This window comes from Dehalococcoidia bacterium (assembly GCA_025054935.1).
Lineage (GTDB): Bacteria > Chloroflexota > Dehalococcoidia > SpSt-223 > SpSt-223 > JANWZD01.
On the sequence record JANWZD010000019.1, the window covers coordinates 12,715 to 27,169 of the forward strand.

A 14,455-nucleotide genomic window follows, 5' to 3' on the forward strand; every position below is an offset into this window, starting at 1 on the left:
ACCTCGCCCTAGCGTAGTGAGCAGCTATTAAAAGGAAGGCGGCTCTGGCGCGCCAGCCGCTCGGCCCGGACGCAGAACGACCGTCTTGAAGAGATGGTCGAGCGCTGCGGCAGGGTCGTCGCAGAGGCCGCTATGCACCGGGCCAGGCTGGAGGACCGTGCTTGACGGCGCGACCAGCCAGTGAAACCGCTCTGCGGGCGCAAGCCGCGCGATTGCTCCCGCCGCTCGGTCGCCCGCTGCAATCCGTTCGAACGCCTCAAGATACTGCTGAATCAGGTCGGGGTCGCAGTCCGGCGCCAGCACCGCAAGACAGCGCCGGTCCAACCAGGTGCGAGCAGCGAGGAAGCGGCGCGTCCGGCAGAGCAGCACGACCCCCACGTTGAAGCACTCGCCCCGCTCGACCGACGGCACCACCTTCAGCACAGAATAGTGAAACACTTCACGGCCGGGCACGCTCGGCCTCCGCCACAAACGGGCGCGGTGGAGCGAGACGCGTCAGCAAATAGTCCAGATACGCTCGGCGGCGCGCTGCCGGGTCGTCCTCCGCATGCTCCATCAGCCAAGCGTCCGGGACAGCGGCGAGGATGGCCGCAAGCATCGTCGCCTCAATTCGCGGCGCAAGACGCGCATCAGCTTCCTCAATCGAGGCGGCGAAGGGGAGCAGGACATGCTCGCGGATGAGCGTGAAGGGCCGACGCGCATGCTCGGCCGGACGCTGCCACGTGTAGTGAATGGAGAGCGCTGCGCCGTGGTCGATCAGCCACACCCGCCCGTGCCAGACAAGCAGATTCGGGTTGCGGGGCGTACGATCGACGTTCATCACGAGCGCGTCGAACCAGACGACATCGGCAGCGAAGCGCGGGTCAGGCACGGGGCGCACCGCCGGGCTGAAGGGCAGCGCGCCGGGCAGGAAATCGATCCCGACATTCAGCCCCGGGCTGCGCTCTAGGAGCTCTTTGACCTCAGCGTCCGGCTCGGCGGCACCGAGAGCGGGGTCAAGGTCGACGAGAACGATCTCGGGCACCGGCAGGCCAAGGGCCCGGCCGATTTCGCCGGCAACCAGTTCGGCGATCAGCGCCTTCGCTCCCTGTCCAGCACCTCGGAACTTCAGCACGTACAGGCCGTCATCATCCGCCTCGACGAGCCCGGGCAGCGAGCCGCCCTCCCGCAGCGGGGTGACATAGCGGGTAGCAGTGACCGTTCGGAGCATCATCAGGAGCGTAGCACGCCGCGGCGCGGCGCGCTTGGTATGCTCGACACGGAGGAAAGACCATGGCTCACGCTCGCCCCCTTTCGCGCACCATGCTCGACGACCTCGTCACCCGCTGTTCCAACTGGGGCCGCTGGGGGCCAGACGACCAGCGCGGAACGCTCAACTTCTTGCGCCCAGAGCAGGTTCGCCGCGCCGCCGCCCTCGTTCGCGACGGCATAACTGTCTCGTGCGCCTTGCCGCTCGCCACGAGACCGGGCCCCCAGAACCCGTTTCCTGTTCTTCATCATATGCTCGGCGACGGCGACCTCGAGAACGCCAGCGGCGCGACCGACTGGTTTGCCCTCGCTCCCCACGGGTCGACAATCACGCACCTCGATGCGCTCTGCCACATCTTTTATCAAGGAAGGATGTACAATGGCCGGTCCGCCTCGATGGTCACCGTGCGCGGCGCGGGCGCCGGAGCGATAGACACCGTGCGCGACGGGATTGTCGGTCGCGGCGTGCTGCTCGACATTCCACGCCAGCGCGGCGTCCAGTGGCTGGAGCCGGGCGAGGCGATCACCGTGGAAGACCTCGAGCGTGCCGCGGCGGCGGAAGGCGTCGCGCTCGAGGACGGTGATCTGCTGCTGGTCCGCACGGGCCGCCACGCCCGCGCCCGCGCCGGTGTTGCGCCGCCGCCGCCGCTTCCCGGCCCCCTTCCCATGCTGCCGCTTGCCGGGCTGGAATGGACAACACTGCCCTGGCTGCACGAGCGGAAGATTGCCCTCCTCGGAGGGGACAACTACAGCGACTGCGTGCCATCCGGCTTCGAAGGACCGCAGGGACTGCCGATCCACACGGTCGGCATCGTCGCGATGGGGCTCCACCTGCTCGATAACGCCGACTTGGAGGCACTCGCCGCCGCTTGCGCCGAGCGCGGCCGGTGGGAGTTCCAGCTCATCATCGCGCCGCTCATCCTCGAAGGCGGGACAGCTTCACCCGTGAACCCGCTGGCAGTCTTCTAGGCGCCGAAAATCGTTGACAGCAGAGCGGAGCAGGCGATATACAGCATGGAGCGTCCGGTGTTCCTCACGTCAGTTTTCCGGGCGCGGAATTTCAGTACGCCTCGCTCCCGTGTCAGAAGTGGTCGAGGATGAGACGCAAGGAGGACCGCATGGGTCGTCGTCTTGGCAGCCTGCTCGCGGTCGTGGCCGTCGTGGCTGCGGCGTGCGCGCCGGCCCCGCAAACTGCGCCCGCTCAGACTGGCGGCGCGCAGCAGCCTCAAGAACGTCGCGCCGCCAACCAGACGCTGCGCGTCGCTCAGATCGGCCTGCCGGCCACACTCAGCCCGGAGTCGTCTGCTGCGAACATCGCCCTCTACAGCGCGATCTACGACTCGATGGTTTGGGTGGACGGCAAGTTCAACGTCCTCCCTCGCGCTGCCGAGCGCTGGACCCAGCCCGAGCCGACCACCTGGCGGTTTACGCTCCGCCGCGACTTGACCTTCTCGAACGGCGACCGGCTGACTGCCGCTGACGTCGAGTTCACCCTGAACTTGATCGTCGAGACGCGCATGCCGCAGATGTCCCAGCTGACCAACTTGGTCGGCGCAAAGATGGTCGACGACTACACCGTCGACGTCATGACGCGCGTCCCGGACGCAAGCGTTGTCCCCGGCCTGCTCTACGCTTGGATCATGCCGCGGAACTACTACCGATCAGTCGGGAAGGATGGCTTCGCCGTCAAGCCGATCGGCTCAGGCCCCTACGAACTGGTCGAGTTCCGCGCTAACGACATCGCGGTCTTCCGCAAGCGGCCGACCGAGCATCCCTACCGCAAGCCGATCATCACCGACCTGATTATCCGCTCGATCACCGAGCAGACCCAGATGGTGAGCGGCCTGCGCACCGGCGAACTCGATGTCGTTCAGGGCCTGCTCAGCCCCGACATTGTCGAGCAGATCGCCCGCACCGATGCCAAGATCGAATATCGCACGACGAGCAACATCTCAGCGCTCATCTCCCAGCCCGAGATGCGGATGCGCGACACGCCGCTCCAAGACAAGCGCGTCCGCTGGGCGCTGAACTACGCCGTCAACAATGAGGCGATCGCCAACACGCTCTTCAAAGGCTACGCGATCCCTTCGGCTCAGCTCTCCGTGCCGAATAGCCCGGGCTGGAACGACGACCTCAAGCCGGTCTACGACCCGGCAATGGCGCGCCGCTTGCTCGCTGAGGCGGGCTATCCGAACGGCTTCCGCTTGCCGGTCGGCATCGAGTTCACGCCGCAGACGGTCAACCCGAACCTCGCGGCTGCGCTGCAGGCAGACCTGCGCGCTGTCGGCATCGAGGCCGCTGTCACCCCCTACGAACTGGCCGCCTTCCTCGACAAATACTACGGGCGGAACAATCAGGTGAAGGGTGACCTCTTCGTCCAGTCGACCGGCGACACGAACGGGTTCATGACCCACGCGCAGGGGCTCTACAGCTGCAACAACGCGCTCCACTGGTGGTGCAATCCCGAGTTTGACCGCTTGATGCAGCTCGCGAACGCCGAACTCGACGTCGCGAAGCGGGGAGAGCTGATGCGCCGCGCCGTCCGGGTCCTCTACGATGATGTCGCTCACGTCCACCTGATCATCTCGTCGGTCTTCCACATCACCAGCTCGAAGGTGCGCGGCTTCGTCTGGGACAACCCGGCGTTCTTCACCTACGACGACGTCTATAAGGTCGAATGACCTCCTTCCCGTCCTGATGGGCCGCGGAGCGGCGGGCTGTTCGGCCCGCCGCTCTTGCTCTCTGCGGCCGCCTGCTGTCACTTCGGCGGAGACCGCCACGACGTCCGGGGGACCGCGGGACAGACTCAGCAGGCGACCGTGTCTCGCTCCCGCGAGGCGGGGACGGACGGCTGCGACGCTGCCAATGCAGACAGGAGAGCCCGGCCGCTCTTCCTTTCCCGGATGGCCGGCGCCGAGAACGGTCGGAACCTCCGGAGGAGGAGAGCAGGCCTCAGCCCTGCGGAGAGCTGCCTTCCGCCTGGACCGAGCGAGAACAGGACAGCCAGCCTGCACTATCAACGGCGAGGCAACGCCGACCCCGCACCGCGCCGAGACGATACTGGCAACGCGGCCGCACCCCGTTGTGACGAGACCGGCGACGAGGAGCCGATCACGCGCCGGTCTGCAGTGTGCAACCGTCGCGCAGAGTTCGCCCGAGATCGCCTCCCAATCGGGGGGACGGAGCGGCGGGATCACGAACTGAACGGTCGCCGCGCGATCGTCGCCTTTGTCTCAGGGTCCGCAGCCGCCCCTTGGCCGAGGAGACCTGCCAGTCGACTACGTCGATGGCCGCCCGCTCGCGTCTTCACGAGGGAGGCGCGCCGGCTTCACCGGCAACCAGCCTTGCGCAGCCCGCAGCCAACGGCCACCATGAGCATCTCTTCCCGCCGGCGGTCAGCCGCGGTCGGCCGGCCCTCCTGAGAACAGCCGCCGGCGTCGGGCGCCGCAGTCGAGGACCTAATTCCAGTTCTAGAAGATGCGCGGCGGCCCCACTCGGCACCGCTCCGCTCGCTGTCACGCTGGCGGGAGAATCTGCGGTCGGCGCTCCCGCCAAGATCGTTCTACCCTCCCGCCCCGTGCGACAATGCACTCATCCACCGAAGAGGAAGGCGAGATGTGGATTCTCCATGTCAAGGCGACCGTGCAGCCGGGCGGCAATGCTCACTATGAAGCGTGGAAGTTTGCCGAAGGCGCGCTCCAGCGCAAAGCGCCCGGCTTCATCAAGCGCACTCTCGTCCGCAGCAGGACAGACCCGCGGCGCTACTTCTACCAGAGCGTCTGGGAGAGTGCCGACCAGGCACGCGCATTCCTCGAGAGCGCCGAGTTCCAAGCGCTCTTTGCGCAGCACCGCCCGCGCGACGTCCTCGAGGGTGCGATGGAGCGCGATGAATGCGACCTGATCTTCGACGAAGCAGCTGAGCGCTGAAGGCGCGGTCGCAGCGCTAGTGCCGACGGACGATGATCGCCTCCAGCGGCGTGAAGCTGCCGTCTGCGGGATAGACGGCACCCACTGCGACAACGTGACCGCTTGGCAGAGCAGCGATCGCGTGCAGCCAGCGGTTCTGGCCGGGCGTCTTCAATTGCTCGACGACAGTGCGCCAAGTCGCGCCGCCATCGGCCGTCTGGAGAACAATCCGCTCCTCAGCCGACGCCCAGCCGGTCGCCTCGTCAACGAACGCGAACCCCGTGACCGCCGGCCCGAAGATGTCCGTCTGCACGCGGAGCCACCCTGCCCCGCCATCGTCGGTGCGCCAGATGTTGCTCTGCCCGGTGGCGAAAGTGGGGTCGCCGCCAACCACCCCAACTCGATCGCGCAGGAACCAGACCGCACCGAGCGGCGTGAACCCCGCACTCTCGCCGACCCGCTGCCACGTCCTTCCCCCATCGGCCGTCCGTAGGACGACGCCGCCGGTATCGGTGCTCCCCGCCGCCCAGCACGCAGCCTCACTGCGGCAGTGAATGCCGGTAATATCACGATCAAAGCCGCTGTTCTGGCGCGCCCAGGTCACCCCGCCGTCGGTCGTCTTCAGGATTGTCCCCCCATCCCCCCCGATGAACCCGACTGACCGGCTGGCGAACCAGATAAACCCGAGATTGCCGCTGCCCCCTGCCGGCGTCGACCAAGTACGGCCTCCATCGGCCGTTCGGCGGATCGTTCCTCCCACCCCCGCTATCACCCCGGTCGTCTCATCAAGGAAGCGCACGCCGTAGAGATCGGCGCGCGTCCCGGCATCCACCTGCCGCCAGGTCGCGCCAAAATCCGCAGAGTGCAGCACCGTCCCGCCTGAGCCCACCGCCCAGAAGTCGCGTGCGCCAGCGCTCGAGACGGCGAACAGCGCGATGCCCGGCGGAGGGCTCGGAACGACCGACCAGAGGCCGCTTGCCGGCGGCACAGCCGGAGGCGGAGCGTTGCGGCTCACCTGCGCCAGCGGCACATACCACCGTCCCTCCTGCTGCGCTCCCCCTAGCGCGGGAACGAGGAGGGTCGCCAAGGCAAGAGCGAGCGCTGTGCCCAGCCAGTGGAGCTGACGCTTCATCGGGAAGCCTTCTGCATGAGCGCGGCAGTTCAGCGGACGCCGGCGGGAACGCGCTGAAAGTGCGGCATCACTTCTTCGGCGAACAGACGCAGCGTGCGAAACGTCTGCTCGTGCGGCATCGACCCAAACGCCGTCCAGATCATCATGTTCCTAACGCCAACGTGGGCATACGACTCGATCCGTTCAATCGCCTGCTTCGGTGTGCCCACGATCATCGCCCGCGCAATGAACTCCTCGGCTTGCTCATTCGCCTGCTCTTCGAGGATGTAGTCTGACGAATTCGCCTTGGCCGCCTGAATGAGATAGCGCACCAGCGATGGCCGCAGTTCTTCGTAGGCCTGCTCCTCACTCTCGGCGAGATAGACCAGCTTCAGGACGGTTACCCAGTCGAGACAGTAGCGAATGACATCATCCGGGTGGTTGCTTGCCTCCAGCACCTCGCGATAGCGGTCGACATACTGCTTGATCCGCTGCTCCGGGAAACGGCCAAGCAACACCGGCCAGCCACGCCGCGCCGTATCGACGAGGGATTCGTCGCTCGTGACCGCGCGCGCCACCTTCGGGTGCGGCTTGGTGTAGGGCGCCGGGATAACCCGCTCGACCTTGACGTTGAAATACTTGCCGTGATGCTCATAGTTGCCGCGCCAGCAGCCGAGCACGACTTCGATCGCTTCATTGACAATCTCCCGCTTCTCCTCGAGCGGGATGCCGAACGCCTCGTACTCGAGCGGGCTATTGCCCGTGCCGAAGCCCGCGATAAATCGCCCCTCGTAGAAGTTATCGAGCAGGTTACAGTGGGTCGCGAAGCGCAGCGGATGATGGAACGGCAGCACTGCCACCGAAAAGCCGAGCGTCATCCGTCGGATGCGGTTCGCGAGATACGCGCCAAACATGAAGGGGTCGGCGAAGGCGTTGTAGCCAGTGGTGTGATGCTCCGTGAGGTAGACCGCATCGAAGCCGTTCTGGTCGGCATACTCGATGTGCTGCGTGACCGCGCGGATCACTTTCAGGTCGTCATCCGGACCGCTTGTCTGGGGATTGATATACAGGCTGAAGTGCACGGAATCCTCCTCCCGCGCAAAGCTTCTCTCATTGTACGCCGGCTCGTCTTCCCCCTTCGACCGCCAAATGGCCGCTCGTCACTAGGCCAGATGGCGGAGAAGCGGCGATCGGCGCACGTGGAGCGCCGCACAGAACCCTACTCCTTCCTCGCACGGCACCGGCAAGCGTCCGTCTTCATCCCCCTCGAGCGCTGCCTGCGCTACGGGCCGGCAGGGGGCGCCGGCTCCTCGTCGAGGACGCGGACAAACACGTGGGAAGCGAGTTCGGGACCGACCGCGTGCTCGCTGTCGCCAAGCTGCACGTGGATAGGCCCTCCGAAGGGAGCGCGCTCGCGCACAACGATCGGCACGCTGGGAAACATCCCGAGAGACGCAAGGTAGCGCAGGAGCGCAGGGTCACGGTCGCTCACGCGCTGGATGACGGCTGGCTGACCGGGTTCGAGCCGCGAAAGCGGGATCAATGCCGGTTCGACCAATTCCAAATCTTTTGTCGGGATGGGGTCGCCATGCGGGTCGACGGTCGGCCGGCCAAGGAGAACGTCGATCCGCTCTTCGAACTCTTCCGAGATGACATGCTCCAGCCGGTCTGCCTCGGCGTGCACCGCGTCCCAGGAGTAGCCGAGCACTTCAGCAAGGTAGAGCTCAAGCAGCCGGTGGTGGCGAATGATCTCGAGGGCAATCTTACGGCCAGCAGGGGTCAGCTCCACGCCGTGATAGCGCGTATGGACGACAAGACCAAGCTGCGCCAAGCGCTTGCTCATACTCGTCACCGAGGCATCGCTGATTTCGAGGAGACCGGCAAGCGCTGACGTTGTCGCCTCCTGACCGCTCGCCTGCAAGTGGTAGACCGCCTTGAGATAGTCCTCGGCAGCTTGGCCGAGTGGCGCTCCGTGGTCGCCGCGATGGACGCGCGAGCGTGGCACGACCCCTCCCCCGTCGGTTCTGTCACCAATCATACGAAAGCGCAGTTCAGTTCGCCCGCTGGCATGGTATGATGTCTTCAGCGTATCACGGCTGGAGACTACATGATCCCGCAGATTCAAGTGGGCAACACCTTTCCTGATTTCGAAGTGCCCGACCATACTGGCGCCCTCCGCCGGCTGAGCGAGTTCGCCGGCCGCGACCCGCTCGCCCTGATCATCTACCGCGGCTGGTGGTGACCCAAGTGCCAGCAGGAGCTGCGGGGGCTCGTTGAGCTCCAGAAGGAAATCGCGGTCGCCTATACCTCCCTCGTCGTGATGAGCACCGACCCTCCCGAAGTCAGCGCTGCCTTTCGCGCCGGCCTCGGCGCGCAGTTCCCCTTCCTGTGCGACTACGAGCGGAAGGTGCAGCGCCTGCTCGACCTCCAAGAGACGACCGACCCGCGCCACGATCCGATCATCCCCTACAGCTTCACGCTCTACCCCGACCTGACAATCCACAAGATCTACAACGGCTATTGGTTCTGGGGCCGGCCGACCCTCGAAGAATTGCGCCAAGACTTTCGCGAGATCAGCCGCGCCATCCGTCCGGATTGGGACCTCCAGAACATTCGCCGCTAGCGTCCGCCCCGCCATCCGGTAGCATTGCCCAAAGCGATCTCGCCCACCCAGCCACCGCGGCGGGACAGGGAGCGGCGTGGACCCCTCATCCCTGCTGGTCAATCTTGCGCTGGCGCTCGCCGTCGCCATCGTTGGTGCGGCGAGCGCCCTTCGCCTGCGGCAATCAGTCATCCTCGGCTATCTGCTGGCCGGGGTTGCGATCGGGCCGTTCACTCCTGGCGTCGTCGGCGACATCCAGACGGTCGAAGCACTCGCCAACATCGGCATCATCCTCCTTATGTTCACGATCGGCATCCAGCTCTCCTTGCGCGATCTCGTGCGCGCCGGGCGCGTGGCGATCGGCGGCGGCACGCTCCAAGTGCTGGCGATGATCGGCCTCGGCGCCGCGGTCGGCCACCTGCTCGGCTGGCAGCCGATCGAAAGCCTGTTCTTCGGCGCCGTCCTCTCCAACTCCTCCAGCACCGTGCTCAGCAAAGTGCTCGACGAGCGCGGCGCGGGCGGCGCGCCGGAAGGCCGGCTTGCGCTCGCCTGGTCGACCGTGCAGGACCTCAGCACGATCGTCCTCGTCGTCGTCCTGAGCGCGCTCGCAGCCGGACGCGACAATCCGCTCGAAGAAGTGGGGCTCGCGCTCGCTCAAGCAGCGATCTTTTTGGTCCTCGTCTTGCCCGTCGGGTCGTGGGTGCTGCCGCGTCTGTTCCTGCGGATCGCCGCGCTTGGCAGCCGCGAGGTATTCGTGCTCTCGGTCGCGGCCGTCGCGCTGGGCGTCGCCTGGCTCGCCTCGCTGTTCGGGCTTTCGCTCGCGCTGGGGGCCTTCGTCGCCGGCGTCGTCGTCGCCGAGTCCGATTTGTCCTCCCAGATCCTCGGCGAAGCGATGCCGCTGCGCGACCTGTTCGCCGGTCTCTTCTTCGTCTCGATCGGGATGCTCGTCGACCCCCTTTTCGCTTGGAACAATCTCGCGCTCGTCCTACTTACCGCCGCGCTGATCGTCATCGCCAAGGGCGCGCTCTCCGCCGCGCTCGCCTGGGCGCTGCGCGTCCCCCTCATCGTCGCCGTTCCAACGGGGGCGCTGCTCGCCCAGTCCGCCGAGTTCTCCTTTCTGCTGGCGCGGCTCGGCAGCGAGTTGGGCGCCGTTTCCAGCCTCGTTTTCAACGTCATGCTGGCAGGGTCGGTCATCAGCATCGTGCTCGCAGCACCAGTCTACGAGGTCGCCAAGCCCCTCGCGCGCTGGGCCCAGCGCCGGCTGCCACCCTCTCCCCTCGCCACGCTCCCCCCGAGCGACGACGCGCCGCGGCGAGGCCACGTTGTCATTTGCGGCTTTGGCCAAGTCGGCAGCGCGATCGCGGCGGTGCTGGAGCGGCGCGGGCTGCGCTGGATCGCCATCGATCTCGACCAGCGCGTCGTCGAGCGGGGACGCGAGCGCGGCGGCGCAATCCTCCTCGGCGATGCCGCTCTGCCGGTCGTGCTCGACCAGACCGGCCTGAAAGGAGCGCGAGCGCTTGTGATTGCCGTCCCCGACACTCTCACCACGCGACGGATTGTCGACTACGCTCGCCAGATCAACCCCCACCTCACTCTCGTGGCGCGCGCTCCCAGCCGCGAGGAGCGCGACTACCTCGTCGCGCGCGGGGTCACGGTCGCCGTCGTCGGCGAACTGGAAGCGGCCGCGGAGATGGCGCGCTTCACCCTCCAGCGCTTCGGCATCAGCGCGCAGGAAGCGCGCCTGATCGCCCGCCGGGTGAGCGGCGCGGCGGACGAGGACTGAGGGCTCCGCTACACTCTCCTTTACCACAATCTTCCCTGCCGGAGGGCAAGAAGCAGAGGTTCGCCGATGGACCCCACCTTGACCGAAGAACAGCAGCGCGAGCACTACCGCCTCGTCGTCGACGGCGACTACGTTCAGGTCTGGCATGGCAATACCCAAATCGGCCTCCTCCTGAACCGCGCTGGGGTGCAGGAGAAAGCCCGCGACCTTGTCGAGCGGCGGCGCCAGGAGCTGCGCGAGGTCGAAGCGCAGACCGGCTGGAAGTGGACGCCGCCACCCACCGGCTGAGCGCCGCGACGCAGCGAGCGCCCAGCAGCGAGCAGTCCCGTAGGATGGGCGCCCCTTCGCTCCTCCGACGCAATCAGGGTCGGATGCTGCTGCTTGTCATTCTGCTTGCCGCTGCGGCGCTGCGTTTCGCGCAGATTGGCGAGCTGCCCGCCGGCTTTCAGCACGATGAAGCCGCCTATGTCCTCGACGCCCGCAACGTGCTCGCCGGCGAGCTTCAGGTTTTCTTCGAGCGCAGCAACGGCCGCGAGCCGCTTTACATCTATGCGCTCGCCGGCTCGTTCGCCATGTTCGGCATCGGCGTCTGGCCTGCGCGGATCGTCTCGGCGGCGTTTGGGCTGCTCACCGTCGCCGTCGTGTATCGGCTCACCGCCGACCTCTTCGGCCGCCGCGCCGCGCTGCTCGCCGCCGCCTTTGTCGCCCTCGCATACTGGCCGGTCCATGTCTCCCACACTGCGTTCCGCGCCGTCACGCTGCCGCTCTTTCTCTCCCTCGCCGCCCTCGCCTTCTGGCGGGCTGTCGCCTACGGCGGGCTCGGGCGCTACGCGCTTGCCGGGGCATTCGCTGGCGCAACAATGTACACCTATCTCTCCAGCCGCTTTCTGCCTCTGCTGCTCGCCGCTTGGGCCGCCGCAGCGTGGTGGTGCGGCCGACGCGCCAAGGAGCCCTCGATCTCGGTCGGCGGGCTGGTTGTTCTCGCTGCGATCGCCGCGCTCGTCTTCTCGCCCCTCGGGCGGTACTTCTGGCAGCATCCCGACGCCTTTGCCCTTCGCTCCGCTCAAGTGAACGACCTCCGCCCCATCCTTCTTGAGGGCGACTTCCGGCCGCTGCTGCGCGATACGCTGAACACGCTCGGCATGTTCGTCGTCCGCGGCGATGAGTCGTGGAAGTACAACCTGTCCGGCCGGCCAGTGTTCGACCCCCTCTCCGGCGCGCTCTTCCTCAGCGGGCTGGCCCTCACCGCCGGCCGCGCGCTCAGCCGCGGCCCGCGCGCTTTTCCCTCGCTCCTGCTGCTCTGCTGGCTCGTCGTCATGCTGCTGCCCGGCTGTATCTCCGGCGAGAGCCCGCACTTCCTGCGCACCATCGGCGCGCAGCCGGTCATCTTCATGCTGCCGGCACTTGCCCTCGACTGGCTTGCGGACCGCTTCCCGGCGCGGCTCGCCATGCCCGCCGCAGTTGCGGGCTTCGCCCTGTTCGGCGCGCTCACCGCTCACGACTTCTTCGTCCGCTGGGCCAGCGCGCCCGAGCAGCGCGCCTTTTTCCGTGCCGACTACGCGACGCTGGCGCGGCGGCTCCAATTCCGTGAGCTGCCAACGATCGCAGGGGAGTATCCGTATGACCTCGACCCACTCGACCTGAACGTGATCGCCGGACGCGACGTGCCGGCGCGCTGGTTCGACGGCCAGCAGGCACTGCTTATCCCCGCAAGCGGCGGGCTCGTCTACTTTCCCGCCTTTGCCCGGCCGCCAGGACTGGATGCGCTCACGCCGGTGGTAGACGTGCCGGGACCGGGCGGCCAGCGCGGGCTGACCGCCTACGACGCCGCCCGTCTTCCTGCGCGCTCAGAGCAGAACGGCCCGACATTCGGCCGCCATCTTCTCCTGACCGGAGCGGCAGTACCCGAGACTGTTCGTGCCGGCGAGACGATTACGGTGCCGGTCGACTGGCTGGTCCAAGCGGGCAGCGCGCCGCACGACCTCTCCTTCTCGCTCAAACTCGTCGGACCGTGGTCAAGCGTCTGGGCAGCGCATGACCTCTCTCCCGTCCCCCCGCGCGACTGGGAGCCGGGCGATCGCTTCACAGTCTTCCATCGCCTCGCCCTCGACCCCGCCACCCCGCCCGGGATCTACTCCTTCGCGCTCCAGGTCTATCGCCGGGAGACGATCGTTCCCGAGCCAGTTGCAGGCGGCTCAGCCGCTGACCAGCACGTCCTCGGCCTCGTCACCGTCGCGCGGGGACGGCCGGAGGATCAGGCGCGGCTCGTCTTCCGTCACACGACGCCGGCTGTCTTCGGCGACGCGATCGCGCTCCTCGGCTACGACATCGACAAGCCGGTGGCAGCGGCAGGCGAAACGCTCGGCGTCACGCTCTACTGGAAAGCGCTGCGGGACGGCGATCGCGACTTGACCGTCTTTACTCACTTGCTCCCTGAGAGCGAGCCGACGACGCTCTACGGTCAGCGCGACAGTCAGCCCGTCTTCGGCGCTTACCCGACAACCGAGTGGCGCGCCGGCGAGGTGATCAAAGACCGCTACGACATCCCGATCGATCCGAACGCGCCCGCCGGTCGCTACCGGATCGCGGTCGGGCTGTACGACCGCGCGACCGGCGAGCGCCTGCCGCTGCGGCCAGTCGTCTGGTCGCCGCTCGACCGGGCCGTCCAACTGCTGGCGCGGCTCGGCCTTCCCTACGAGCGGGAGCGGATCGACCCCGACCGCGTCCTTCTGCGGCCTACCATTATCGAACGGAGGTAGCCCATGCGTGCGTGGCGCCTGCACGCGGTCGGGTCGATCGACCGCCTGCGCCTCGAGGACGTTCCCGAGCCCGCCTGCGGCCCAGACGACGTCCTTGTCCGCATCCGCGCGATCGGGCTGAACAGCTCCGAACTGCAGCTGATCAACGGCGAGTGGGAAGGCTATCACCACGGGCGGACGCTCCCCATGTCCCCCGGCATTGAGGCGGCGGGCGAGGTGATCGCGGTGGGCGAGCGCGTCACCGACCGCGCCGTAGGCGACCGGGTGGCGGTCCACTACTGGTGGAGCTGCGGCGTCTGCGACCAATGCCTCGACGGCTGGGAGAACACCTGCCTCCAGCGCCGTCAGTTCGGCCGCACCGTCGACGGCGCCTATCAGGAGGTCGCCCGCGTTCCGGCCCAGTTCGCCATCCCGTTGGCAGACCCGGTCTCCTTTGAGACCGCAGCCGCGCTTTCGACCGCGGCAGCAACGGCATGGCACATGCTGATCCGCCATGGGGAGCTCCGCGCCGGCGAGTGGGTGCTGATTACCGGCGCCTCGAGCGGGATCGGCGTCGCCGGCGTGCAGGTGGCGCGGCTGGCGGGAGCGCGGCTGATCGGCACGGCGGGCTCGCCTGAGAAAGTAGCGCGGCTGCGCGAGCTCGGCATCGAGCATGCCATCGACCACCGCGCCACGCCGGATTTCACACAGCATGTGCTCGAGATCACCGACGGGCGCGGCGTCGACCTCGTCTACGACGTCCCGGGCGCGGCGACGATCCCGCCGGCGCTGCGGACGCTGCGCCCGCGGGGGCGGCTGATCCTCGGGGGCTACATGTCAGGCAAAGTCGCGCCTCTCGACCTGATCGCGGCCATCGCCAAGGAGTGGCGCATCTTCGGCTCGGCAACGTGGACACGCCCCGAACTGCGGCATGTCCTCGACCTCGTCGCGCGGGGCGCGCTCGTCCCAGTGATCGACTCGGTTGTGCCGTTCGAGGCGCTGCCGGCAGGGCTGCGCAAGATGGAGCGGCGCGACCTGTTCGGCAAGATCGTCGTGACAGTCTAACC

14 protein-coding genes are annotated in these 14,455 nt (G+C 67.3%); 9 read left to right on the forward strand and 5 right to left on the reverse strand.

Going from position 1 to position 14,455, the window contains the following annotated elements; translation table 11 throughout:
* Window positions 1-27: 27 nt before the first annotated feature.
* The gene (locus NZ773_15370; GenBank protein ID MCS6803306.1) at window positions 28-453 is read right to left on the reverse strand and encodes a DUF3037 domain-containing protein; all 426 of its coding nucleotides are present in this window, start codon (window positions 451-453) and stop codon (window positions 28-30) included.
* The gene (locus NZ773_15375; protein MCS6803307.1) at window positions 440-1,210 is read right to left on the reverse strand and encodes an aminotransferase class I and II; all 771 of its coding nucleotides are present in this window, start codon (window positions 1,208-1,210) and stop codon (window positions 440-442) included. The genes NZ773_15370 and NZ773_15375 overlap by 14 nt, the downstream gene beginning before the upstream one ends.
* A 62-nt stretch (window positions 1,211-1,272) precedes the next feature.
* On the opposite strand from NZ773_15375, the gene NZ773_15380 reads away from it, so the two are divergent.
* The 3 genes from NZ773_15380 (at window position 1,273) to NZ773_15390 (ending at window position 5,175) form a co-directional block, all read left to right on the forward strand.
* Window positions 1,273-2,217, forward strand: a complete 945-nt coding sequence (locus NZ773_15380) for a cyclase family protein (GenBank protein ID MCS6803308.1) — start codon at window positions 1,273-1,275, stop codon at window positions 2,215-2,217.
* A 149-nt stretch (window positions 2,218-2,366) separates the two neighbouring features.
* The gene (locus NZ773_15385) at window positions 2,367-3,929 is read left to right on the forward strand and encodes an ABC transporter substrate-binding protein (GenBank protein MCS6803309.1); all 1,563 of its coding nucleotides are present in this window, start codon (window positions 2,367-2,369) and stop codon (window positions 3,927-3,929) included.
* Window positions 3,930-4,863: 934 nt separating this feature from the next.
* Complete coding sequence (locus NZ773_15390) at window positions 4,864-5,175, forward strand: antibiotic biosynthesis monooxygenase (protein ID MCS6803310.1); 312 nt, start codon at window positions 4,864-4,866, stop codon at window positions 5,173-5,175.
* A 16-nt stretch (window positions 5,176-5,191) separates the two neighbouring features.
* Here the strand turns inward: NZ773_15390 and NZ773_15395 are convergent, their stop codons facing one another.
* The 3 genes from NZ773_15395 to NZ773_15405 all read right to left on the reverse strand — a co-directional run bounded on the left by NZ773_15395 (window position 5,192) and on the right by NZ773_15405 (window position 8,270).
* Window positions 5,192-6,286, reverse strand: coding sequence for a YCF48-related protein (locus NZ773_15395; GenBank protein MCS6803311.1), 1,095 nt, complete (start codon window positions 6,284-6,286; stop codon window positions 5,192-5,194).
* A 29-nt stretch (window positions 6,287-6,315) separates the two neighbouring features.
* Complete coding sequence (locus tag NZ773_15400; GenBank protein MCS6803312.1) at window positions 6,316-7,347, reverse strand: LLM class flavin-dependent oxidoreductase; 1,032 nt, start codon at window positions 7,345-7,347, stop codon at window positions 6,316-6,318.
* Between the two features lie 200 nt (window positions 7,348-7,547).
* Window positions 7,548-8,270: a metal-dependent transcriptional regulator gene (locus NZ773_15405; GenBank protein ID MCS6803313.1), complete on the reverse strand. Its 723-nt coding sequence runs from the start codon at window positions 8,268-8,270 to the stop codon at window positions 7,548-7,550.
* Between the two features lie 102 nt (window positions 8,271-8,372).
* On the opposite strand from NZ773_15405, the gene NZ773_15410 reads away from it, so the two are divergent.
* The 6 genes from NZ773_15410 (at window position 8,373) to NZ773_15435 (ending at window position 14,453) form a co-directional block, all read left to right on the forward strand.
* The gene (locus NZ773_15410; GenBank protein ID MCS6803314.1) at window positions 8,373-8,507 is read left to right on the forward strand and encodes a hypothetical protein; all 135 of its coding nucleotides are present in this window, start codon (window positions 8,373-8,375) and stop codon (window positions 8,505-8,507) included.
* An 18-nt stretch (window positions 8,508-8,525) separates the two neighbouring features.
* On the forward strand, window positions 8,526-8,888 hold the full coding sequence (locus NZ773_15415; protein MCS6803315.1) for a peroxiredoxin family protein: 363 nt from the start codon (window positions 8,526-8,528) through the stop codon (window positions 8,886-8,888).
* A gap of 76 nt (window positions 8,889-8,964) precedes the next feature.
* On the forward strand, window positions 8,965-10,650 hold the full coding sequence (locus NZ773_15420; GenBank protein MCS6803316.1) for a cation:proton antiporter: 1,686 nt from the start codon (window positions 8,965-8,967) through the stop codon (window positions 10,648-10,650).
* A gap of 66 nt (window positions 10,651-10,716) precedes the next feature.
* Entirely contained in the window at window positions 10,717-10,938 is a 222-nt protein-coding gene (locus NZ773_15425) for a hypothetical protein (GenBank protein ID MCS6803317.1), read from the forward strand.
* Between the two features lie 83 nt (window positions 10,939-11,021).
* Complete coding sequence (locus NZ773_15430; protein ID MCS6803318.1) at window positions 11,022-13,409, forward strand: glycosyltransferase family 39 protein; 2,388 nt, start codon at window positions 11,022-11,024, stop codon at window positions 13,407-13,409.
* A gap of 3 nt (window positions 13,410-13,412) precedes the next feature.
* On the forward strand, window positions 13,413-14,453 hold the full coding sequence (locus NZ773_15435; GenBank protein MCS6803319.1) for a zinc-binding dehydrogenase: 1,041 nt from the start codon (window positions 13,413-13,415) through the stop codon (window positions 14,451-14,453).
* The last annotated feature ends 2 nt before the right edge of the window (window positions 14,454-14,455 follow it).